Source organism: Clostridium nitrophenolicum (assembly GCF_055391695.1).
In genome coordinates this window covers 112382-135472 of the sequence record NZ_AP042469.1, presented here as the reverse complement: position 1 = coordinate 135472, position 23091 = coordinate 112382, and the positions used below count along the sequence as shown (strand labels likewise).

The 23091-nt window shown below is 31.6% G+C and carries 23 protein-coding genes, 1 riboswitch and 1 other annotated feature; of the genes, 5 read left to right on the top strand and 18 right to left on the bottom strand.

What is annotated here, in order from left to right:
* Positions 1 to 39: 39 nt before the first annotated feature.
* The 6 genes from queG to ACZ5N4_RS00690 all read right to left on the bottom strand — a co-directional run bounded on the left by queG (position 40) and on the right by ACZ5N4_RS00690 (position 6511).
* Positions 40 to 1011 (bottom strand): tRNA epoxyqueuosine(34) reductase QueG, encoded by a 972-nt coding sequence (gene queG, locus ACZ5N4_RS00715; RefSeq protein ID WP_464206256.1) that lies wholly within the window; start codon positions 1009 to 1011, stop codon positions 40 to 42.
* Between the two features lie 26 nt (positions 1012 to 1037).
* Positions 1038 to 1643: a serine O-acetyltransferase EpsC gene (epsC, locus tag ACZ5N4_RS00710; protein ID WP_464206254.1), complete on the bottom strand. Its 606-nt coding sequence runs from the start codon at positions 1641 to 1643 to the stop codon at positions 1038 to 1040.
* 24 nt (positions 1644 to 1667) lie between these two features.
* Positions 1668 to 2579: a cysteine synthase A gene (gene cysK / locus ACZ5N4_RS00705; protein ID WP_464206252.1), complete on the bottom strand. Its 912-nt coding sequence runs from the start codon at positions 2577 to 2579 to the stop codon at positions 1668 to 1670.
* Between the two features lie 108 nt (positions 2580 to 2687).
* Positions 2688 to 2929: a binding site (T-box leader), on the bottom strand.
* Between the two features lie 162 nt (positions 2930 to 3091).
* Positions 3092 to 3811, bottom strand: coding sequence for a spore cortex-lytic enzyme (gene sleB / locus ACZ5N4_RS00700; protein WP_464206250.1), 720 nt, complete (start codon positions 3809 to 3811; stop codon positions 3092 to 3094).
* A 197-nt stretch (positions 3812 to 4008) separates the two neighbouring features.
* Positions 4009 to 5232, bottom strand: coding sequence for an NRAMP family divalent metal transporter (locus tag ACZ5N4_RS00695; protein ID WP_464206248.1), 1224 nt, complete (start codon positions 5230 to 5232; stop codon positions 4009 to 4011).
* A gap of 16 nt (positions 5233 to 5248) precedes the next feature.
* The gene (locus tag ACZ5N4_RS00690) at positions 5249 to 6511 is read right to left on the bottom strand and encodes a magnesium transporter (RefSeq protein ID WP_464206246.1); all 1263 of its coding nucleotides are present in this window, start codon (positions 6509 to 6511) and stop codon (positions 5249 to 5251) included.
* A 237-nt stretch (positions 6512 to 6748) separates the two neighbouring features.
* A riboswitch (M-box (ykoK) riboswitch) is annotated at positions 6749 to 6916 on the bottom strand.
* Positions 6917 to 7274: 358 nt separating this feature from the next.
* On the opposite strand from ACZ5N4_RS00690, the gene ACZ5N4_RS00685 reads away from it, so the two are divergent.
* Complete coding sequence (locus tag ACZ5N4_RS00685; protein ID WP_464210779.1) at positions 7275 to 9155, top strand: YgiQ family radical SAM protein; 1881 nt, start codon at positions 7275 to 7277, stop codon at positions 9153 to 9155.
* A gap of 53 nt (positions 9156 to 9208) precedes the next feature.
* Here the strand turns inward: ACZ5N4_RS00685 and ACZ5N4_RS00680 are convergent, their stop codons facing one another.
* The 4 genes from ACZ5N4_RS00680 to ACZ5N4_RS00665 form a co-directional block, all read right to left on the bottom strand.
* Positions 9209 to 9871: a hypothetical protein gene (locus ACZ5N4_RS00680; RefSeq protein WP_464206244.1), complete on the bottom strand. Its 663-nt coding sequence runs from the start codon at positions 9869 to 9871 to the stop codon at positions 9209 to 9211.
* Between the two features lie 101 nt (positions 9872 to 9972).
* Positions 9973 to 10863, bottom strand: coding sequence for a YegS/Rv2252/BmrU family lipid kinase (locus ACZ5N4_RS00675; RefSeq protein WP_464206242.1), 891 nt, complete (start codon positions 10861 to 10863; stop codon positions 9973 to 9975).
* A 130-nt stretch (positions 10864 to 10993) separates the two neighbouring features.
* On the bottom strand, positions 10994 to 11422 hold the full coding sequence (locus ACZ5N4_RS00670) for a CBS domain-containing protein (RefSeq protein WP_464206240.1): 429 nt from the start codon (positions 11420 to 11422) through the stop codon (positions 10994 to 10996).
* Positions 11423 to 11490: 68 nt separating this feature from the next.
* Entirely contained in the window at positions 11491 to 12153 is a 663-nt protein-coding gene (locus tag ACZ5N4_RS00665) for a TVP38/TMEM64 family protein (protein WP_464206238.1), read from the bottom strand.
* 199 nt (positions 12154 to 12352) lie between these two features.
* On the opposite strand from ACZ5N4_RS00665, the gene pssA reads away from it, so the two are divergent.
* Positions 12353 to 12874: a CDP-diacylglycerol--serine O-phosphatidyltransferase gene (gene pssA, locus ACZ5N4_RS00660; RefSeq protein ID WP_464206236.1), complete on the top strand. Its 522-nt coding sequence runs from the start codon at positions 12353 to 12355 to the stop codon at positions 12872 to 12874.
* 23 nt (positions 12875 to 12897) lie between these two features.
* On the opposite strand, the gene ACZ5N4_RS00655 is transcribed toward pssA, so the two are convergent.
* From ACZ5N4_RS00655 to ACZ5N4_RS00625, 7 genes are all read right to left on the bottom strand, one after another.
* Complete coding sequence (locus ACZ5N4_RS00655) at positions 12898 to 13239, bottom strand: hypothetical protein (protein ID WP_464206234.1); 342 nt, start codon at positions 13237 to 13239, stop codon at positions 12898 to 12900.
* A gap of 56 nt (positions 13240 to 13295) precedes the next feature.
* On the bottom strand, positions 13296 to 14345 hold the full coding sequence (gene cax, locus ACZ5N4_RS00650; RefSeq protein ID WP_464206232.1) for a calcium/proton exchanger: 1050 nt from the start codon (positions 14343 to 14345) through the stop codon (positions 13296 to 13298).
* Positions 14346 to 14382: 37 nt separating this feature from the next.
* Positions 14383 to 14571 carry a hypothetical protein gene (locus ACZ5N4_RS00645; RefSeq protein ID WP_464206230.1) on the bottom strand — a complete coding sequence of 63 codons (189 nt, stop codon included), beginning with the start codon at positions 14569 to 14571 and terminating at the stop codon, positions 14383 to 14385.
* Positions 14572 to 14583: 12 nt separating this feature from the next.
* Positions 14584 to 15123, bottom strand: coding sequence for a rubrerythrin (gene rbr / locus ACZ5N4_RS00640; RefSeq protein ID WP_464206228.1), 540 nt, complete (start codon positions 15121 to 15123; stop codon positions 14584 to 14586).
* 619 nt (positions 15124 to 15742) lie between these two features.
* Positions 15743 to 16615, bottom strand: coding sequence for an L-serine ammonia-lyase, iron-sulfur-dependent, subunit alpha (gene sdaAA / locus ACZ5N4_RS00635; protein ID WP_464206226.1), 873 nt, complete (start codon positions 16613 to 16615; stop codon positions 15743 to 15745).
* Positions 16616 to 16618: 3 nt separating this feature from the next.
* Positions 16619 to 17302, bottom strand: a complete 684-nt coding sequence (gene sdaAB, locus ACZ5N4_RS00630) for an L-serine ammonia-lyase, iron-sulfur-dependent subunit beta (RefSeq protein WP_464206224.1) — start codon at positions 17300 to 17302, stop codon at positions 16619 to 16621.
* A gap of 545 nt (positions 17303 to 17847) precedes the next feature.
* The gene (locus tag ACZ5N4_RS00625) at positions 17848 to 19503 is read right to left on the bottom strand and encodes a nucleoside kinase (protein ID WP_464206222.1); all 1656 of its coding nucleotides are present in this window, start codon (positions 19501 to 19503) and stop codon (positions 17848 to 17850) included.
* 142 nt (positions 19504 to 19645) lie between these two features.
* Here ACZ5N4_RS00625 and ACZ5N4_RS00620 point away from each other — a divergent pair, with 142 nt between their 5' ends.
* The 3 genes from ACZ5N4_RS00620 to fba all read left to right on the top strand — a co-directional run bounded on the left by ACZ5N4_RS00620 (position 19646) and on the right by fba (position 21849).
* Positions 19646 to 20332, top strand: coding sequence for a DUF421 domain-containing protein (locus ACZ5N4_RS00620; protein WP_464206220.1), 687 nt, complete (start codon positions 19646 to 19648; stop codon positions 20330 to 20332).
* A 15-nt stretch (positions 20333 to 20347) separates the two neighbouring features.
* A complete protein-coding gene (locus ACZ5N4_RS00615) occupies positions 20348 to 20728 on the top strand; it encodes a DUF4363 family protein (protein ID WP_464206218.1) in 381 nt (126 codons plus the stop codon).
* A gap of 188 nt (positions 20729 to 20916) precedes the next feature.
* Entirely contained in the window at positions 20917 to 21849 is a 933-nt protein-coding gene (fba, locus tag ACZ5N4_RS00610; protein WP_464206216.1) for a class II fructose-1,6-bisphosphate aldolase, read from the top strand.
* Positions 21850 to 21878: 29 nt separating this feature from the next.
* Here fba and ACZ5N4_RS00605 read toward each other — a convergent pair whose 3' ends face one another.
* Positions 21879 to 22916 (bottom strand): nucleoid-associated protein, encoded by a 1038-nt coding sequence (locus ACZ5N4_RS00605; protein WP_464206215.1) that lies wholly within the window; start codon positions 22914 to 22916, stop codon positions 21879 to 21881.
* Positions 22917 to 23091: the final 175 nt, after the last annotated feature.

Genomic DNA, 23091 nt, shown 5'->3' with positions numbered 1-23091 from the left:
ATAAAAATTACTTCCTAAATATTATATCATATAATTAAATTATAGTTTCAAATATTTTAGAAGTCTATTATAATAATTTTGTACATATGGTGAACTAAACTTTACAGGTTTTCTACTTTTCTCTAGACACATCACATTAATTAGAACATTTCTTTGAAGTACGTTTTTACCTCTCCAGCCACAAGATGTTTGGCTATACTTCTCTTTAAATGTTGCTTTATCTAAACTTATTAATTCATCTAAACTTGCCCTTTCCATAAAGTCATAAGGCCTAAATTCTTCTATTTTTGATATTTCAGCACCTTTGTTATATGGACAGACCTTTTGACATGTATCGCATCCAAATATTCTACCATTTAATTTGTCAAACCATTCATCATCTATTTCCTTTTTTTGAGTTATATACGAAAGACATATGTTAGGATTATTCTCATTTTTTATTGCACCTGTTGGACATGCGTTTTGGCATATATTACAGTTTCCACATTTATCCCCTAAAGGCTTATCTTTTTCTATAAGCAGATTAGTTATTATTTCTCCTAAAAATACATAAGAACCATATCTTTCTGTAATCAGAGTATTGTTTTTTCCTATAAATCCTATTCCACTCTTCAGTGCAATATATCTTTCAGGAAGGGAATTGCTATCTACAAAATATATAGCCTTACCTCCTAAACACTCTATATAATCACATATACTTTTTAAATAGTGAGCTACTACAGCATGATAGTCTCTCCCATGAGTATAACTTGAAAATCCTATAGTATTTTTATAATTTAAGTTAAATAAATAAGGGAAAGCAATAGAAATTATTGTTTTCCCATCTTCCATATAGAGAAAAGGATTTATCCTCTTCTCTATACATTTCTCTTCAAATTCATTTTCTAGCCCTTTATCTTTTCTGCTTTCAAAGTATTGCCTCAATTCATCAAAAACCCTACATTCTGAAAAGCCAACCGTATCTAAACCCAACTTGTTGCAATACTCTAATATACTGCTTTTGTAATCCAATTAATCACCTTCTTTAGTGCGCTAATTTAAATAACCATTTCGTTGTATATCTTTCTTCTTCTTCCCTTAAAATCCTCTATTTCTATTATTGCCGCTTGTGTTGCTGCTTGCTTTCTTCGAACAATTTTTGCTGGTATTCCTACAGCTGTACAATCTGATGGCATATCTTCTAAAACAACAGAATTAGCTCCTACTTTTACATTATCTCCAATTGTTATAGGACCTAAAACCTTTGTTCCACATCCTATTATAACATTGTTTCCTACAGTAGGGTGTCTTTTTCCTTTATCTTTTCCCGTACCACCTAAAGTTACTCCGTGATACAGTGTTACGTTATCTCCGATTTCTGCTGTTTCTCCTATAACTACTCCCATACCGTGATCAATAAAGAGTCCTTTACCTATTGTAGCCCCTGGATGTATTTCTATTCCTGTAAAGAATCTCGATAGTTGTGATATTGACCTTGCTGTAAAGAAAAATTTCTTTTTATAAAAAAAGTGAGATATTCTATGATGAATTTGTGCATGGATACAAGGATATAAAAGAAACACTTCTAATGGATTTCTTGCCGCCGGATCATTCTTCATAGCACTTTTTATATCATAAACTAGTGATTTAAATGGATTTCTCATCTCTCTATACCTCTCTAATTAATATTAATCATATAATCCCATAGATAAATATTTTTCTCCACCGTCTGGTGCTACAGTTACAACTTTTTTCCCTTTTCCTAGTTGTTTTGCTATCTTCACTGCTGCAGCTAAATTAGCACCAGAAGATATTCCTACTAGTACACCTTCTTCTTTTCCCATAAGTCTTGCATATTCAAAAGCTTCTTCATCAGTTATAGTCATAACCTCATCTACTATTTCTTTATTATATATATCTGGTATAAAGCCAGCTCCTATTCCCTGTATTTTATGAGCTCCTGCCTGTCCGCCTGATATAACCGGAGATTTTGCAGGTTCTACTGCTACAACCTTTATATTGCTATTATGCTGTTTAAGTTTTTTACCAACACCTGCTATAGTTCCTCCTGTACCAACACCTGCTACAAATGCATCAAATTCATTTAAATCCTTAATAATTTCATCTGCTGTAGTTTCATAATGTTTCTCTGGGTTTGCTTCATTTATAAATTGCTGTGGTATATAGTATCCTTCCTTACCTTCTGCTATTTCTACTGCCTTTTCTATAGCACCCTTCATTCCCTTTGTACCTTCTGTTAATACAAGTTCTGCCCCATAAGCCTTCATCATGTTTCTTCTCTCTATACTCATTGTATCTGGCATTACAATTATTACTTTATATCCTTTTAACTTTCCTATCATAGCAAGTGCTATTCCTGTGTTTCCACTTGTCGGTTCAACTATGGTATATCCTGGCTTTATAATTCCTTCTCTTTCAGCCTTTTCTATCATGCCTAGTGCAGCTCTATCTTTAATGCTTCCACCAGGATTAAGTTTTTCAAGCTTCACATAAATATCAGCCATGTCTTCTCCTATTATATTGCTTAATTTAAATAAAGGTGTATTACCTATCATGTCAATAACATTATTAAATATCATTTTAAATTCCTCCCTTTTTTGTTTAAAAATTACATCAATTAATTAAATAATTTTCCTAATTTGAGTGTATTTCTATTTTAAATATCAAAAAACTCCGTCTCTATATATGATAGAGACGGAGTCAAATCCGCGGTTCCACTCTACTTAAGTCTTTAATTAAAGACTTCAGCTTTAGTTCAAGCACAGCGCTATGCTCTACCACTATAACGGGTGGATCCGATACAGCCTACTTAATTCGGTGTATAACTCCAAAGGGCACTTCACTTAAACCTTATTCAGAAACTTCTCAGCATATAGTTCCTTCTCTGTAAAACTAAATTTAAACTACTTTCCTTTTTCAAAGTATTTCCGAGTATTTTGATACGAATTGTATATTTCTTATTATACAACTATTTTTCTCTTTGTCAATATCTTTTTTATACACATAAAAATAAATAATAAACCAAAGATTATAGTATATCTTATGCCAGATAAGAAATTAAGTTCTACCGAATTAGTATATAAAATTCACATTAACTACAGAATCTATGCTTACCTATTATTTTGATTAATGGTCTTGACCATATCCATGCGCTTGTAGCTGTTGCCGGATTAAAGTAGTAAACAGCGCCGCCTGATGGATCCCATCCATTTAAAGCGTCTTGTGCAGCATTTATAGAAGTCTGAACCATGTTTGCATTTATCTGACCATCGTCTATAGCAGTAAATGCTCCTGGTTGATATATAACTCCAGCTATGGATGAGGGAAATCTTGGGTCTCTTGTTCTATTTAACACTACTGCGCCAACAGCTACCTGCCCTTCATATGGCTCTCCTCTTGCCTCTCCATTAATAAGCCTTGCTAGGAGCATTAAGTCCTGATTGGTTGTAGTTGAACTATTATTGCCACCAGAAGCACCAGCTTCGAGTCCTGCAACATTAATTCCAATAGCATTAAGTGTATTATTACCTGCAATTCCATCTACAGATAAACCATTTTTAGCTTGAAAACTTTTTACTGCAGTAAAAGTTAGATAGCCGTATATTCCATCTACACCTCCAGTATAATATCCCCAATCTTTAAGTCTTCTTTGTATTTGTGAAACTACATCCCCTGTTGAACCATAAGAATAAGCTATTGCTCTAACTGCACTTGCATAAGGAATCATACAAATTGAAGTAGTAATGTATGTAAATATAACGATAAGGGCACAAGCTATTTCCTTTTTGAATTTCATAATTTTTTTAGACATACATAGGCTCACTCCTTGCTATAAACTAAATATTCAATAAAGCTAGTAATATCGGTATATTTTAGGTCTTACGATATAATTTAGTTTATACACAATGTTATAAAAAATACATTTTTAAGCTAAAAGAAGGGTTGTAAAGATTACCCAAAATAAAAAATAAAAAAGCCCTAGTCAAAAACTAGAGCTTAAGTTTAAAATTATATGAAATTTGCACTGAAAGCTAAAATCGTAAGTACAATTATTAATAAAACTGTTCCTTTAGCTATGAGATTTTGAAGTGTTGTATTAACATAGCTGCCCATAACTTCAACATCATTTACAAGTATTATCATGAATATTAGTACTACAGGACATAATACACCTGCCAGCTGCTGAGTGACCAGAATTATATTAATCAATGATACATTTGGTATAAGTATAATTATGGCACTTACTAAAATCATAAATAAAAATAATCCAAAGAATACAGGTGCATCCTTTATCTTATTGTCTAATCCACTTTCAAAACCAAAGGCTTCACATACAGCATAAGCAGTACATAAAGGTATAACACAGCATGCTAAAAACGATGCTCCGAAGAGCCCTACTGCAAATAATAAAAATGAATAATTTCCTGCTAATGGTCCTAGTGCTGAGGCCGCATCTTGTGCTGTATCTATATTTATACCAGCCTTATATAATGTTTCAGCAGTACAAACTGTGATAACTAAAGCGGTTAATATAGCCCAAATCGTTCCAAGATATACATCAGCTTTTTCATATTTGTACTCTTTAATAGATATACCTTTATCTACAACTGAGGACTGTAAATAAAATTGCATATAAGGAGTTATTGTTGTACCTACCATTCCTATGAGAACTAAAAAATAATTTTTGTCAAACTTTGCTTGTGGTTTTACTATACTTACAAAAACATGACTCCAATTTGGTTTTACAAGAAAAGCTGTTATAAAATAACCAAAGAATGTGATTGTTAAAAACAAAAATATTTTTTCTGCCTTTGAATAATTTCCTCTTGTCAATATAAACCAAATAAGTGCTGTAAGTATTGGTATAGAAATATATTTGCTTATATGAAATAACTCTAAGCTGGCAGCTATACCGGCAAAATCACCTATGCATACACCAAGATTTGCTACAAGAAGTACAAGCATAGCAAAAAAAGCCCATTTAACACCAAATCTTTCTCTAATCAGGTCTGAAAGACCTTTACCTGTGACAACTGCCATTCTTGCATTCATCTCTTGAACTACTGCAAGGCCTATAGCTATAGCAAACATTCCCCACAACATTGAATATCCATAATGGGCGCCAACAACGGAGTAGGTAGTAACTCCACCGGCATCATTTCCCGCATTAGCTGTTATAATTCCTGGCCCAATTATACTTAATATCATTAGAAATCTATTTTTACTCTTCATGTTTATCTACCTCTTTCTAACCTACCTTTTTAAGTCTTCTTCTCCATGTTGGAACTAATATATCTTCCACTATGTCACTCATAATTACTACACCACATAGTTTCTGATGACTATTTATTACTGGAAGAGAAAGAAGGTCGTATTTAACACAAAGCTCTATAGCTTCATCTATATTTTCATGGTCTTCTATTTTAGTCATATCGCTAAGCATTATTTCCTTTAACTTTTCTTGTGGTTCAGATAATATTAGGCTTTTTAATGAAACTACACCTTGAAGCCTTTCCTGTTCATCGGTAATATATATATAATGCGAAACTTCATCATCTGGATTAATCTCTCTTAGAAGTTCAATGGTTTCTTCAACAGTTATATTTATATTGAAGGATATAAAATCCTTATTCATTATGCTTCCAACCGCTTCTTCACTATATCTCATTAAAGCCCTTACTTCGTCAGCATCCTCTTTTTCCATGCTGAGAAGAATATCTTCTGCTGTTTCTTCATCTATTTCTTCTAAAATATCTGCAATTTCATCGTTGGGCATATTATCTAGAACTTCATCTCTTTTAGATTGACTTAAGTTTTCCAATATATCAGCTTGGATGTCTGGCTCAATTTCCTCTAAAGTATCCGCAGCAAGATCTCGTTCAAGACTTTCAAATACTCTTTTCCTATAGTTTATATCCATATCCTCTAAAATATCCGCTAAATCTGCAGGATGTAATTTTGAAAGCTTTTTGTAGGTTACAGATAGTTTCAAATTATTATTCACCATCTCAAGTGATTCAACATTATCCCATACTATTAAACTATCAGATGGTTTTTTATCAAACATCTTGTAACAGCTTTTAACTAAGCCCTCTAATCCAAGTCTTCTTCCAAGAGCAAGTACACCTGAGTCAACAGCCACTACCCTATACTCTCCTGCTATTTCTGTAATTCTTAGATCATTAACTCTTACAAGCTTTTTCCCATTTATATCAACAATTTGTCTGTCTAATAAATGTTTCGATAAAAGATAAGAGTACTTTTGAAGAATGATTTCCCTCATTCCTTCACCTTTAATACGTATCCTGTCATCTTCTTCATAAAAGGAAATACGTTTAAATTCACAATTAAAAATTTCGCCGTCTTTCTTTACCATATAGCCTATAGCTCTTGGGAGTCCATCCTCAGTAGTTACATAGATATCACATAATTTGCCTACGGGTTCATTAAACTCATCATAGATTTTTTTGTAAAGAACCTTACTTAAGAAGAAATTAGATAGCTTTTTCATAAATATTCCTCCCTTCATACACAGAGGAATACTTACAAAACTGATAAGGAATTCATAGAAATGCCTAAGCGTTAGAAGTAAATTTCTTTATCGGTTAATGTAAATGTTCCTCTGTACATTCAATATTAAATTTTGTTTTGACCTAAATCGACCACTATAAGGGCCAACCTCCATTTAAAAACACCACCTAAAAAATAAAATAAAGGAGCCTATAAAAATTATAGGCTCCATGCAAACTAAAACTTTATAGTCCGAGTTTTAGCACTATATAGCTTTGAACTTAAATCGTTCAGCTACATTAAGTAAAACCTTGATTCGGTAATACCTGTTGACCCATTGGCATCTCTCGATGTTTCCGGGCAGTAGCGTGTATCTATATAGGAGCCTCACCTAACATAAGTAAAACATATCTTTTATTATTAACTTTCTTTCATTATTTATTATAGTACAAATTCCTTAAAATGCAACCATAAATATAAAATTTATTTAAATTCGCTTGTTATATTATATTATTTTTGTTTTTTTCAATATTACTAGTATTCATGCAAGATTTTGCCTATTTTCTTAATTTTCATCAAAATCTTTTATTGTAATTTTTGTAAATTTATTCAAAATGTTTTTATTTAGTTTAACTATTATGCTAAATTATTTATTCATATTTTTTTATCATTGTGTTAATATATTAATGATTTTTATGTATATGACATTATCATCTTCGCCAGAAAGTCAATAATATAATTTTTAAGAACGGAGAATATCAATGATACTAAATAATAAATTTTTACCTGTAAGTAAAAATGATTTAAAAGCAAAAGGCATAGATCAATTAGATTTTATTATAGTTACAGGCGATGCCTACGTGGATCACCCCTCCTTTGGTACTGCCATAATATCTAGAGTACTTGAAAATGAAGGTTTTACTGTAGGTATAATTGCCCAACCTAACTGGAATAACGCAGATGACTTTAAAAAGCTCGGAAAACCTAAATTAGGCTTTTTAGTTAATTCAGGCAATATTGACTCCATGGTGAATCACTATACTGTAGCTAGAAAAAGGCGACATGATGATTTATATTCACCTGGTGGTGAATCAGGCCATAGACCAGATAGAGCTGTTATTGTATACTCTAACAGAGTTAGAGAAGCTTATAAGGATGTTCCAGTTATAATCGGTGGGATAGAAGCTAGTTTAAGAAGATTCGCGCATTATGATTATTGGGATAATAAAGTAAGGAGAAGTATCCTTTTGGATTCTAAAGCAGATCTTTTAATATATGGTATGGGCGAAAAAACTGTAGTGCAAATAGCTAACCTTTTGAAATATGGGATGTCTATTCAAAAAGTTACTGATGTAAGAGGAACTGTATATCTTTCTAATAGCTTATCCCAATTAAGAGACTTTGTGGAAGTTCCGTCCTTTGAAGAGGTTTCTACAAATAAAAATGCTTATGCTGAAAGCTATAAATTAGAATACTTTGAACAAGATGCTATCAGGGGCAAAACTGTAGTTCAAAAGCATTCTGATAAATATATCGTTCAAAATCCTCCTCAATTCCCACTAACAGAAGAGGAAATGGATGTAGTTTACAACTTACCCTACACTAGAAATTATCATCCTATATATGAGGCTAAAGGTGGAATTCCTGCTATAAAAGAAGTTAAATTCTCTATAACAAGTCATAGAGGCTGCTTTGGCGGTTGTTCATTCTGTGCTCTTACTTTTCATCAGGGAAGGACAATTCAAAACAGAAGCCAAAAGTCTATTATAGATGAAGCTACCCTTTTAACATCTTTAGATGATTTTAAAGGATATATACATGACGTAGGAGGCCCTACTGCAAACTTTAGACACAAGGCTTGCAAAATCCAAGAAACTGCTGGGGTATGCAAAAACAGACAGTGTCTATCGCCAACACCTTGTAAAAATCTTATAGTAGATCACAAGGAATATTTGAGTTTGCTCCGACAAATAAGAAAAATACCTGGGATTAAAAAGGTATTTATTCGCTCCGGAATACGATATGATTACCTTGTTTACGATAAAAATACAGATTTTTTCGAAGAGCTTTGTAAACATCATATAAGCGGTCAACTTAAAGTTGCTCCAGAACATATAAGTGATAAGGTTCTTAAACAGATGGGTAAGCCTAAAAAAGAAGTTTATGATAAATTTTCTAAAAAATACTTTGAAATAAACAAAAAAATAAAAAAGAATCAATTTCTTGTTCCTTATCTCATGTCAAGTCATCCCGGCAGTGATTTGAATGCAGCTGTAGAGCTTGCTCAGTACATTAAGAGTATGGGATATACTCCAGAACAAGTGCAAGATTTTTATCCTACACCTGGAAGTTTATCTACTACTATATATTACACGGGCATACATCCTCTAACTGGTGAAAAGGTATATGTGCCACGAGAACAGAAAGAAAAAAATATGCAAAGGGCTCTAATGCAATTCACTGTACCTGAGAATCATAAGCTTGTAAAGGAAGCTTTAATTAAGGCTGGTCGAGAAGACTTAATAGGAACAGAAAAGAAGTGCTTAATTTCTTCAGCACCACATAAACCAAGGTATTCCAAAAATAAAGCACACAAAACTGAGTCTAAAAACCAAAAAAATACATTAAAGAAATTTAAAAGGTAGCTGCAGCTACCTTTTTCATTTGTTTAAAATAATGAATTGTAATGTCGATTTCCCTATATAGAACTCCTCGTTTTTTTCCTCACTTTACTTAATGCATATACTATGGTTATAGACCATAGCATGTCCCCTATTACATTTTCAGCTAAGATTCTTATTCCTATAATCCATAATATAAATTCAATTATCGTTATAAGAGCTGCAAAAATTATCATACTAATTCCTAACTTATTTATATTTTTATTACTGGATAAAGCTATAGTTAGGAATAGTATTATAGTATTTAGGATTACGTAAATCCAGTATGGATATAAATCTTCTGTTAAAATCATGGTATATCCATAAATTTCATTCGTTTGTACTAATGCCGGACACTTATATATCATTATTCCATATAATCCAACCAATATGGCAGCTATTATAAATATATACGAAAAATTTATATTGTCTTTTCTTATAAAAATATAAAGTGCAATTAGCGCTAATAGTGGTATACTTATGAAATTCAAAAAGAAAATTGGCTTAAGTAAATAAAGATGTTTTATATTATGAGACAAGGATAAAATAAGCAATGAAATATCCCTTAAAAGTATTGTCGTAATTACAATAATAGCAGCAGCTTTAATTTTATTAGGCGAAAATTCACTTATGTATAGTGCTTCTATCATAAGGATAAATATAATAAATACTATAAGAATATAACCGTAAAAACCTAACATACTCCCCTCACCTTATATTGATACTACTTATATTTATTACTGAAATTTATTTAATATTACTATTTTACATGGATAATAAAAAAAAGATGCTTACTAGCATCTTATTTTTTAGCGATTAATCCAAGAACCTCGATACCTTCCTTTATACACTCTATAACAAGTGGAAAATCCGGACCTCTTTCACCATCAATATCAGTCACAATATCTTCATAGCATTCTACTTCTATTTTATTGGCTTTAAAATATACAAGCCCTGCTGCATCTTCCAAGTGGTCACCTCTTAGCATTTTTATAAATAGAGCTATCATATCTTTTATCATTCCGGCCTTAATTATGATTACATCTAGCATTCCATCGTCAACTTCAGCTTTATATGCAAACTTTAAATTACCTGCAGTCTGTCCATTAAATACTAACATTAAGTACATATGTCCATCAAAATAGGCATTCTCAGATTTTACTTTTATTTTTAATTTTCTAAAGCTTGGAAGCTGTTCTAATCCTTTTACATAGTAAGCCAGCTTTCCCATGGTATTTTTTAGGTTTACATCCGTTTTTTGGGATACATCTGTAAAAAGACCTGTGCTAGCAACATTTATAAAATACTTATCATTTATTTTTCCTATATCAACCTTTTTCGGAACACTATTTAGTATTTGCTCACAAGCAGCTTCTACATCCTCAGGAATACCTATGAATTTAGCAAAGTCATTGGCTGTACCTACAGGAAGTATCGCTATAGGAAGATCTATACCTAGCGTTTTCATGTGGTTTACGGCGGTATCTATAGTGCCATCTCCACCTGCAACTAGTATATATTTATAGGTTTCGTCTAATCCTTCAAAAGCCTTACTCATATCGAATTCAAAGCTAATCCTATAAGGTACCACTTCGTAACCATACTTCTGATGTATCATAATAACCCTATCAATATCAGTTATTATAGTGTTTTCACCAGAATATGGATTATAAATAAATCTTACCTTATCCATATATAACTCTCCTAACCTAGAATAAAATTTACCTCCATATGTAAATTTCACTACTATATTATAACACCTTATATAGCAAATCCACAAGATTCATAAAAACTCTTGTGGATTTATTTATAGCTATTAAGTTCTAAAACTCAGGTGTACTTGGTTCTGATATGCTGCTTAACGCCTGCTCTGCTTCTTCATTCAATTTAGGGCTCACAGCTATATCACCTAAGGATACCATTCCTACTAAGTTTTCACTATCTACTATAGGAAGTCTTCTTATTTGTCTTTCACTCATTACCCTAGAAGCATCTTGAATATCCATATCTGGTGTTCCTGTTACAGGATTTGATGACATTATTTCTCTTACACTTTGACTCTTTGAATCCTTTCCTGATGCTACAGATCTTAACGCTATGTCTCTATCAGTAATTATTCCTATAACTTTATCTCCTTCACACACAGGCACTGCACCTATATTATGTTCTTTCATAAGTTCAGCCGCTTTCTCTACTGAATCCTTTGAATCTAAACTAACTACTGCTCCTGTCATTATATCCTTTACCTTCATTAACAATACTCCTCCTTTAAATTTAAGTCCTAAGAGTATTATTCCCTTAATAGAGCAGTTATTACTTGTTAATTTTTAGCATTTTCTGATGATTTATATATATAAATGGCACATGCAGCTATAACTATTATTAATATTATTGGAATAGCAAATTTAAACGAAAGTGGATGCTCCAAATTTTTTCCAACGAATGAATAGGAAACCATTTCCGGAAACACTCCAATCATAGTTCCTATAATAAAGTCTCTATATTTCATCTTAGTAAGACCTGCTGCATAACTCAGTGGATCATATGGAAAAACGAAGGTCAGCCTCATTATAGCCATAATTTTTAATCCGTGCTTTTCAATGTTAGAATCCAAAGTCATCGCTTTTCCCTTCAGTAGCTTGTCAACAAAAGACCTACCTAAGAATTTAGCTAAGAAGAAAGCTAGTGTCCCAGAAAGAAAGCAACCTGCCATACTTAACATAAGTGCTTTATAAGGTCCAAAAATGTTACCAGCAATAACCGATAAAGGCCAAACTGGTATAAATAAAACTATAGGTTTTAATGTATATAATATTAAAAAAATAACTGATGAAAAACTACCGTAACTTAAAATAAATCTTTTAATTTTACCTAATCTTAAATGTGAGAGTCTTTTACCATATCTAATCATAATATATAAAAATACTGCACCAAAAATTATAGCAACTAACCACTTTAACCACTTTATTTTATCTTTCTTCATATCTCACTCAACTTTCTATACTTTTTCTTATAACGCAGCAAGTCTATTTTAACAAAAAATTTATAATTTTTCCATAAAAAAAGCATAATAACTACTTAAATAATTTTCTAAAATGAGTTATAATATGCTTATGATATTCTATATTTTTTTATACAATTATGTACTTATATAATAATAATTATTACTAGGAGTGATTTTAATGGCTAAAATAGCTAGAAGCGCTGTACCTAATGTTTTTACATTTGCTAATTTAGGATGCGGTGTTATGTCTTTAATGATGACTTTTCAAGAAAATTACAAGTGGGCAGCTATCTTTATTTTACTTGCATGCCTAGCTGACAGGTATGATGGAAGAGTAGCTAGATTTTTAAATGTATCTAGTGACTTAGGAAAGGAACTGGATTCTCTTGCAGATTTAGTTTCCTTTGGAGTAGCTCCATCTATTCTTGCATTTAATCTTTACGGATTCTCAAACTTAGGACTTTTAGGATATCTGTTAGTTATGTTATTCCCTATAGCTGGGGCTTATAGATTAGCTAGATTTAATGTTACTCAATTTGATGGAGAATTTTTCGGTATTCCTATAACTTTTGCAGGTATGTTTATGGCTCTATATTGTTTTATTACTATGAATTACCTTGCTCCTCAAGGAGTTACTGTAATTATACTAATTGCTTTATCTTATCTTATGGTTTGTAAGCATAGATTTAAGAAGTTTTAAAAAATAGGTGTGATTATTCACACCTATTCTTTTTTATCATTTTTTAATTCTAGCTCATTATCTATTTCAGTTTGAATATATTGGGCCTGAATCTGATATTCCATGATTTGAGACTTTATTTTGCAGTAATCCATATATATATAGCTAGATTTGTCTAAAACATCTATTAGGTCATCTATTACATCTCCTAATTCATTCACTCTTTTTAGAGCATGTTTAACATCTTTTTTATGTGCTAAAGCAATGGTGTTCAATTCTCCTGCCCCACCAATTAAAAGTCTATAGGCGTTAACAAGTTTATTTAGTAAATCTGCTACATTATTTATATCAGCGTAATATTCCTCAACTAACTTTCTATGCGGCATGTTTATCACCTTATAATCTTGATATCATATTTATTTATATTATTATTCTTATAAATTCATACCACATAGTAATAAGCCAATGTAACTATTATATAAATGGCTATCAAAATTGCGCCTTCAAACCAATAGGTTTTACCATCTTGAAAAACTATAAAAGCCATAACTATTGCAATTAAAGCCATTATTATTTGAAAACCAGTAAAAAGCAAAGTCATTTCCACACCTATAAAGTAAGCAAGTACCATTAAAATAGGTGTAACAAAAAGAGCGATTTGAATACTTGAGCCTATAGCTATCTCTAGGCTTAAGTTCACCTTATTCTTTGTTGCACATACAATAGCTGAAAAGTTTTCACCGGCATTTCCTAGTATAGGTATCAATATTATACCTAAAAATTCTTGTGAAAGCCCATAGTTCTCTACCGTTTCTTTTATATTAAATATTAGCCTTTCACTTATGAAATACAATATAATGGATATTACAATTAATTCAAGGATTATTCTCACATATTTTTTATTTTTAATAGATCTATTTTCAATACTTTGCTCACTTACAATAAATAAATTGCCGTGAGTATAAAGTGAAAATATAAGCCCCAGCACATATACAATTACTAACACAACAGCGACCTTTATGCTTATAGATGTAAGTACAACTTTTGATAGTGATTCATTATATTGTTTTAGAGATGCAACTATTATAATGGTAGACATGGCCAAAAGAAGCATACTAAAATTTGTTCTCGCAACTATCCTATTAAACTTTTGTTCTTTATATTTAATACCACCTATAAAAATTGATATCCCAAGTACCAATAGCATATTACTAATTATAGAACCTATCAAAGATGCCTTGACCATAGGGATCATTCCAAATTGTATTGACCAAATTCCCATTGTAAGCTCTGGTATATTCCCTATTGCTGCAGTTAATAATCCTCCTTTTTTTTCTCCTATATACTCTGATATTATAGATGTAAGTTCCCCTAGTGTAATAGCTAAAGGGACTATAACAACGGAGTAAAGGACGGTATTTACTAATGGATAAGTGGTCTGAAAAAATATTAGTGATATAGCTACAATTAAGTAAATATATTTCTTATTCATTGCAACACCATCATTCCTTATAATTTATTTTAAAATATTAGTCTGATGTGCGCTCTCTTATATATTCTTCATCTATTTCTTCAAAAACTTTAGTATAGTAATCTTCATTACTTTTAGTCTTCCTTATATCGATATCTTCTTGAAATCCTCTATATGGAAAACTACTGTCATATTCCACCTCTCTTACTATAGGGAGCATTTGGCGATTTGAATATACTACAAACATAATTACTCCCTCCTATTTATAATCTTCACAGGCAATTTTAAAATAGGCTCTTGGATATTTGCACAGAGGACATACATTAGGAGCTTCTTTTCCTATATGAATATATCCACAATTCATACACTGCCATTTTACTTCTTCATTTCTTTTAAACTCCATGCCATTCTCTAAATTTTTAAGTATGGCTATAAACCTCTTCATGTGATTTTCTTCAACCTCTGCAAGTTCCTTATAAAAATCTGCAATTTGTACAAATCCCTCTTCTCTTGCTGCTCTTTCAAATTCCTTATAAAGCTTTGAGCTTTCTAAAGCCTCACCCTCAGCTGCATCTTTTAAATTGTGTTCAGTACTCTTTATCATCTCTAAGTATCTACCAAAGGCCTCTCTTGCATGGGCTTTTTCATTATGTGCAGTTTCTTCAAATATACTTGCTATATACTCATACCCTTCTCTTCTAGCTTTTTCTGCGTAAAAATCATATTTATTTCTAGCTCTTGATTCACCAGCAAAAGTTTTTAAAAGATTTTTTTCAGTTTCACTTCCTTTTAATTCCATTCGCAAACCTCCAAAAGTTATTCTCCTTTAGTCAGTTTATTCATGTTTGGATTTATTTGTTACAAAGGCATTTTATTGTTTAAACCGCGATTCGTAAAATAAAAAAACTGCGACGCAGTTTTTTATAGATATTCAACCTAAGTATTTGACTTATTAGCGGTATTCATAGGGGTACCTTAGTTAAGTCAATTATCAAAGTTAGATATCTATCAGAAAAGTAACTAGAAAGTTAGATTATACAGAGGCATATGTTTCCAAAGCTGAAGTAGATTTAAAAACTTTGTGCTAGTCTTAGTGAAGGGTTTTAAGAGAACCTTAGAACTTTAAGTTGGTGAAAAGCCTAAATGGCTTTCCACGAGCAACGTATCAATGGTAATTGATATGTTGGTCCGAACTGAGCACAGCGAGTTCTCGAAAGTTCTTAGGTTGTCTTGAAACACAAGCTTTAGACTGGCTAAAAGTTTTTAACGTGCTGAAGCTTGGAAACATATACCGGCGTATAAGCTAACTTTCAGACTAATGCCCTATATGGGGTCTTATGTCACATAATTATTATCTTATGTATTAAACTTATATAAAAAATGAGCTATACGTATTTACATATAGCTCATTTATCTAATTATTCTCCAAAAACTTGTCTTTGTAATTTAAGTCCTGTTTCTGTAACAGCTAATCCACCAAGAGCTGTTTCTCTAAGCTCTGCTGGCATTTGCTTTCCTATCTTGTACATTGCTTCAACTGTATCATCAAAAGGAATTTTACTCATTACACCTGCCATAACCATATCTGCTGTAGTTAATGCACTAACTGCACCTGCTGCATTTCTCTTAGCACAAGGAACTTCAACAAGTCCTGCTATCGGATCGCATACTAATCCTAATATATTTTTAAATACTATAGCAGCTGCATTTAGAGCCTGTTCTGGTGTTCCTCCCATCATTTCTACTACACCAGCTGATGCCATAGCTGCTGCTGAACCACATTCAGCTTGACATCCACCTTCTGCACCTGCCATTGTAGCATTCTTAGCTATTATTATACCCACACCAGTAGCTGTAAATAATCCTTTTATCATTTCATCTTCTGTTGAGTTTAACTTTTCTCCAGCACTTATTATTACTGCTGGCATTATACCACAAGAACCTGCTGTAGGAGCTGCCACTATTTTACCCATAGCAGCATTTACTTCTGATGAAGAAAGAGCTCTCGCCATAGCCATAACCATAAAGCTACCTGTTAACGTTTTCCCATTTTTCGCATATTCATTTAATCTGTAAGCATCTCCACCTATTAAACCACTTACTGATGATATTTTATTGTTTAATCCACGTTCCGCAGCAGCTTGCATTACTTGTAAGTTTTTTCTCATCTTTTCAAAAACTTGTTCAGTAGTAAGTCCTGTTGCTTTTGCTTCTTCTTCTAAAGTATATTCCCATATACTTATATTTCTTTCTTTACATACTTCTAAAAGTTCATATCCGTGATTAACCATTTTTTATGCCTCCTCTCTTACAGGGTTTATTGCTCTAGCTTTGTGTATATTAGGTATTTCACCTATTGCATTTATTATTTCTTCTGAAATAATATCATCTACCTCAAATACCATTGCTGCTGCTGATCCCTTACCACTTGTTCTATATACCCTCATAAATGCAATGTTTATTCCATACTCATATAGTATTGCACATACTTTTGCAACCATTCCTGGTACATCAATATGATTTATTAATATAGTTGGATATGCTCCAGTAAACTCTATTTTATCTCCATCTACTTCTGTAACAACTATATTTCCTCCGCCTATTGAAGCACCAGTTACTTCAACAACATTTCCATCAGGCTTAGTTATTACTGTTTTAACTGTATTAGGATGTACATCTCCAAGATCAGTTGGAATGAATTCTACTTCTATGTCCTTTTCTCTAGCTAATTCCATAGAATTCTTTAGGTTTTCATCCCATGGGTTCATTCCTAATATTCCTGCAACTAATGCCTTATCTGTACCATGTCCCTTATAAGTTGTAGCAAAAGAACCATGAAGGAAAAATTTCACTTTTCTAATTCCATCACCTGCTATAGTTCTTGCAATTTTACCTAATCTTGCCGCTCCTGCTGTGTGTGAACTTGATGGTCCTATCATTATAGGGCCGAGAATATCAAATGCACTGTATTCTCTCATATTGGTGCACCAACCTTCCTTTTTTCTATATTAATACAATTCATTACATATTGTATTGTAAGACTCTTAATATCGATTTTATTATACAATAAATTTAAATAAATTGTCACTTTTTTTTTGAAAGTTTTTTGTTTAAAATTATAATTATTGCTTTTAATAATTTCTTGTAATCTTGCATTTTTTTTTATATTGAATAAAATCATGCTTAATTCTTTATTTTTACATTATTTAGAGCTTCAAAGGCCGAAAGTTAACTTATACCCCGGGCTATGTTTTCAAGCTTCAGTCCGTTAAAAACTTTTAGTCAGTCTAAAGCTTATGTTTTAGACGACCTAAGAACCTTCGATAAACTCGCTATGCTCAAACACATCTAAGGTTCTAAGGTTGTCTTAAAACACTTCACTAAGACTGACACAAAGTTTTTAAATCTACCTTCAGCTTCGAAAACATATCCCTTTGTATAAATTAACTTTCTAGTTGTTTTCCCTATATAATGTTTAAAATAAAATTAAGGTACCACCCCAAGGTAGTACCTTACTATTTTCTTAGTATTTATAGAAGCAGCTTCCCCCTATAAATTCTCTTAATATTGAGTTATCTGGTACTAAGCTTACATCTACATCTTTAAAAAAGTGTAGAAAGCTTTTAAGTCTTAAAGCTTCATAATATACTGGACTTTGCTCGTTTATCTTTTCCAATTCTTTTAACGCATATTTTTTCAGTACACAGAGTTCATATACTAAGGTAGAGTTAAACATAACATCTGCATTTTCTTGAAATACAAATATATTTTTCTCTTCTCCTCTTTTTATAGAAGGCCACATTTTTAACGTATCTTCACTGCCATACCCTCTTGAAAGATAGTCTCTAACCGCTCTTCTTATTATTCTGACATCTGTAGTAGCTATTCTATTATGATCATCTACATTTAATTGTGTAAGAGCACTAATATATATTTTAAACTTGTTTTCTATTGGTATAGCTGATGTTAACATCTCATTTAATCCATGAATTCCTTCAACTATAAGTATTCCGTTTTGAGGAAGCTTAATTTTTTGCCCTAACCATTCTCTACTTCCAGTTTTAAAATTAAAAGTTGGAATCTCTACATCCTCACCTTTTAATATGGACTCTAAATTTTGGTTGAATAGTTCTAGGTCCAATGCATATATAGATTCAAAATCATAATTCCCATTCTCATCTTTAGGTGTGTTTTCTCTATTTACAAAATAATCATCTAGCGATATTGGTATTGGAATTAGCCCATTTACCCTTAGCTGAATTCCAAGTCTCCTTGCAAAAGTTGTTTTTCCAGAGGAAGACGGTCCGGCTATAAGAATTATCTTTGTATCTTTTCTCTCACTTATCATGTCAGCTATATAAGCTATTTTTTTCTCATGTAATGCCTCCGCTACTCTGATTATATCTACAATTTCACCACTTTCTACCTTATCATTTAAGGATCCAACATCACCTACACCAAGTATATTCCCCCATTGTTCTGTTTCATAAAATATTTTTCTAAGCTTTTTATGTTCTATAAAGTTAGGTAACTTAGATGGATCTGATTCTAAAGGGTACCTAAGTACAAATCCAGGTTCTCTATAGCAAAGATCGAAAATTTTTAATATACCTGTAGAATACGCCATGGAACCGTAAAAGTAATCGTACCTACCATCCAATTCATACAATTTAACGATATCACTACTTACATGTTTTAATAATCGAACTTTATCATCCATGTTGTAATCTGAGAAAATTTTTATTGCATCTTCTCTTTTCATACATACTTTTTTAATAGGGATATCTTTATTTATTAATTCCGTCATTCTAGCCTTAATTTTTAATATGTCATCTTCGCTTAAGGATGTATCTTTATGGATTTCTCCGAATAAGCCCTTCCCCAAAGAGTGCTCTATGGTTATTTTAGCATTTGGAAATAAGTCCAAAACAGATTTTATAAGTACAAATTGGAGAGTTCTTACATAAGTCCTACTTCCTAAATTATTTGTTATATCAACGACTGCCAGGTATCCCTCTTCCTGTAATTTATGTGTAAGTTCGTAATAAACTCCATTTACATTAGCGAGTACTACTGGAATATTTCCTTCCAGATTATTATCCTTAATTATCTTATACAGAGTTGTGCCTTTTTCTATATCTAGTTCTTTATTTCCTACTTTAAGTTTTAGTTTATTCACTCTAAACACTCCCCGAATTTTTTGTGTACTATTATTATACGTCAAATTTACTAAAAATGTTCAAATTTTACTTATATTTTTTTTTATTAATGTAAAAATATATTGAGAGGATATATAATATTAATTTTTTATGAGGTGACTTATGTTTATTGTACTGATTAGAACAGTTATTTTATATTTATTAGTAATCTTATCAATGCGCTTAATGGGTAAAAAACAAATAGGCCAATTAGAACCTTTTGAACTTGCAATAGCTATAATGATTTCTGAGCTTGCCTCACTTCCTATGCAGGATACTCGAATACCTATAATGCATGGTGTTATTCCCATAGTAACCTTATTAGTTCTTCAAACAATATTAGCATTAATTCAGCTAAAAAGCGAAAAAATGAGAGCTATTCTAAGTGGAAAGCCAAGTGTTTTAGTTAAATCAGGTAAGATAGATATCCTTGAACTTAAAAAAGAGAAATTTAATATAAACGATTTAATGGAGGAGCTGAGACTTCAAGGTTATTATAATTTAGAGGATATTGAATACGCTATACTAGAAACTAGCGGACAGCTTTCTGTCATACCTAAAACAGAACTTTCCAATGTTACGAAGTCTGATTTAAAACTTACAGTTACTCAAGACTCTCTTCCTATAACTCTAATCTTAAACGGGAGAATAAATAAGGAGAATTTAAAAATAATAAATAAGGATGAAAACTGGATTAAGGAACAATTAAAGAAAAATAAAATTTCATCTATAACGGATGTATTCCTAGCACTTATGGATTCTAAAGGTAAGTTTTATTATCAATGCTATGAAAATAATGATGAAAAATAGATGGAGTGTGGTGGAATGAAGAATATTATAATTTCTTTTGCTATTTTTATTGTAGTAATGTTAGGCGCACTATTTTCAATAAGATATTTAAATAGTGTTTGCATAAAATTAGAGGGTTTAAGCATGCAGATAGAGAATAATGTACAAAGTGATGAGTGGAATAAGGCATATGATAATTCATTAAAGTTCTTAAATGAATGGGATAAATATTCGAAAAAAGTTTCTGTATTTACACATCATGCAGAAATAGATAATATTAATAATGAACTTTGGAAGCTTACTCAATATACGAAGGAAAAAAATAAAGATGAATCTTTAGCCTCTGCTCATGTAATAAAGTTCCTTCTAAAGCATATAGTTGAAATGGAGAAAGTTAATCCCCAAAATATATTTTAAAAAACTCTAAAAATATTTTATAATTAAACTATAGAAAATATAAACTTAATCAATTATAATATAGTTGTAATTATTTTTGTCCCAGCGGGCTCAAAAAAGTCCCTATGCAGATTTAAATGATTGTCTTGTTATAATCAGTATTACTGTTTATAATTTAAAATATTTTAATGTGGAAGGTGGAATACACAATGGCATTAGTTACTACTAAGGAAATGTTTAAAAAAGCTTATGAAGGCAAATACGCTATAGGAGCTTTCAATATCAACAATATGGAAATAATTCAAGGTGTTATCAGAGGAGCAAAGGCTAAAAACTCAGCTGTTATTCTTCAATGTTCAACAGGAGCATTAAAGTATGCTGGTGCAAAATACTTAAAAGCTATGGTTGATGCTGCTATAGAGGAAACAGGAGTTGATGTAGCTCTTCACTTAGACCACGGTCCAAGTTTTGAAGCAGTTAAAGAAGCTATCGATGCTGGCTTTACTTCAGTTATGTTCGATGGTTCACACTTTGACTACGAAGAAAACGTAGCAAAAACAAAAGAAGTTGTTGAATATGCACACGCTCGTGGAGTAGTTGTTGAAGCTGAACTTGGAGTTTTAGCTGGAGTTGAAGATGACGTTGTTGCTGCTGAGCACATATACACTGATCCAGCTCAAGCTGTAGATTTCGTTAACAGAACTGGTATTGATTCATTAGCTATAGCTATAGGAACTTCACACGGAGCATTTAAGTTCCCATTAGATTTCAAACCACAATTAAGATTTGATATATTAGAAGAAATTCAAAATAAATTACCTGGATTCCCAATAGTTCTTCATGGAGCTTCTGCTGTTGACCCAGAAGCAATTGAAACTTGTAACAAGTACGGCGGAAACATAGCTGGTGCTAAAGGTATTCCAGTAGATATGTTAAGAAAAGCTTCATCAATGGCTGTATGTAAAATAAACATGGATACTGACTTAAGATTAGCTATGACTGCTGCTATAAGAAAAACTTTTGGAGACAATCCAAAGGAATTCGACCCAAGAAAATACTGTGGAGCAGGAAGAGATGCTGTTCAAAAGGTTGTTGAAGGTAAAATAGATAACGTTCTTGGTTCAGCTAACTCTATGCAATAGAAAAAATGTGGCTTTTAATGCCACATTTTTTACTTTTCAATATAATTTTTAACATGCTTTATAACAATGTTAATGCTTCCATCTCCAACTCTTTGTATTTCAAACTTACTATTATCATGATATGCTTCTTCATTTATATAAACATCAATATCCTTATCTATTTTAAGCCTGACTCTCTTAAGCTTTTTTTCTACCCATTGTTTATCTATATCTATCTGGTCGCCTACCCCTTTTGAAGATATGTATTCCTTAAAGCTTTGTTGTATTTCAGCGTTATCTCCAAACATATCCTCTGACAGAGATTGTATATCTATTTTATCCTCTTCTTTTAATTTTCTTTTTATAGAACTTCTGATCATTTCTGCAGTATCAGCATTTTCCTCAAAGCTTGTTCTGGTCCATTCTTCAGTAGCCTTAACAAAGGTTTTAGTAATATCTCTCTCGTTATCTATAACTGTACATCCAAGATATTTTCCTATAAAGTAATTTGATCCATACTCTTCATTGTCCTTACTCTTACTTTGTTTATCTATGACCATTAAATTAAATCCTTGATCTTCTCTTATAGGTTTTATAAATGCACATTTTTGTATCTTTTGAGCGCTTACAGGAAGGCCCGTCAACTCTGGTACTATATTTATACCTATTTTATTGTCTATGAAGTCTACGGAATGAGTATAGTTTTTTATGTAATCCATCTTTAATATCGCTAACATAGGCCCATATTCTGTAGATATAGATACTATAACTAGATCGCAGCAAGGTATATTGCTATCAGCTTTCATTAGAATAAACATCTGCCTTGCTAGTTCCTTTGACACTTCTACAAGGCTATTCGCTCCATTTAAGTGCTCTTGCGATATCTCTTTTACTATATTTCTTTCTTCATTGAAGATTGCATATTTTAACTCTTCGTCTTTTAAACATCGTTCTATGTGTTTTAATAAAAACCCGTATATTTCTTCATTAAGCTGAAGCGTGTATTCATTTAGAACAGGCTCATCAGCATTATTATCTAATATATGAACTATAGCTTCGTTTATATATATTTCTTTTATGTATTCCAAGTTCTACTCTCTCCTTCATCTATAGTAAACCTTAGATATAATTATAACCTGTATTCTATTTATCAAACAACCTTATTTACTTATAGTATTTTTTCAATAAGCTTCTTAGAAATTATTTTAATTATAAACATAAAAATAATTATAATGTATCTAATAGTAAAATTATATGATTTGA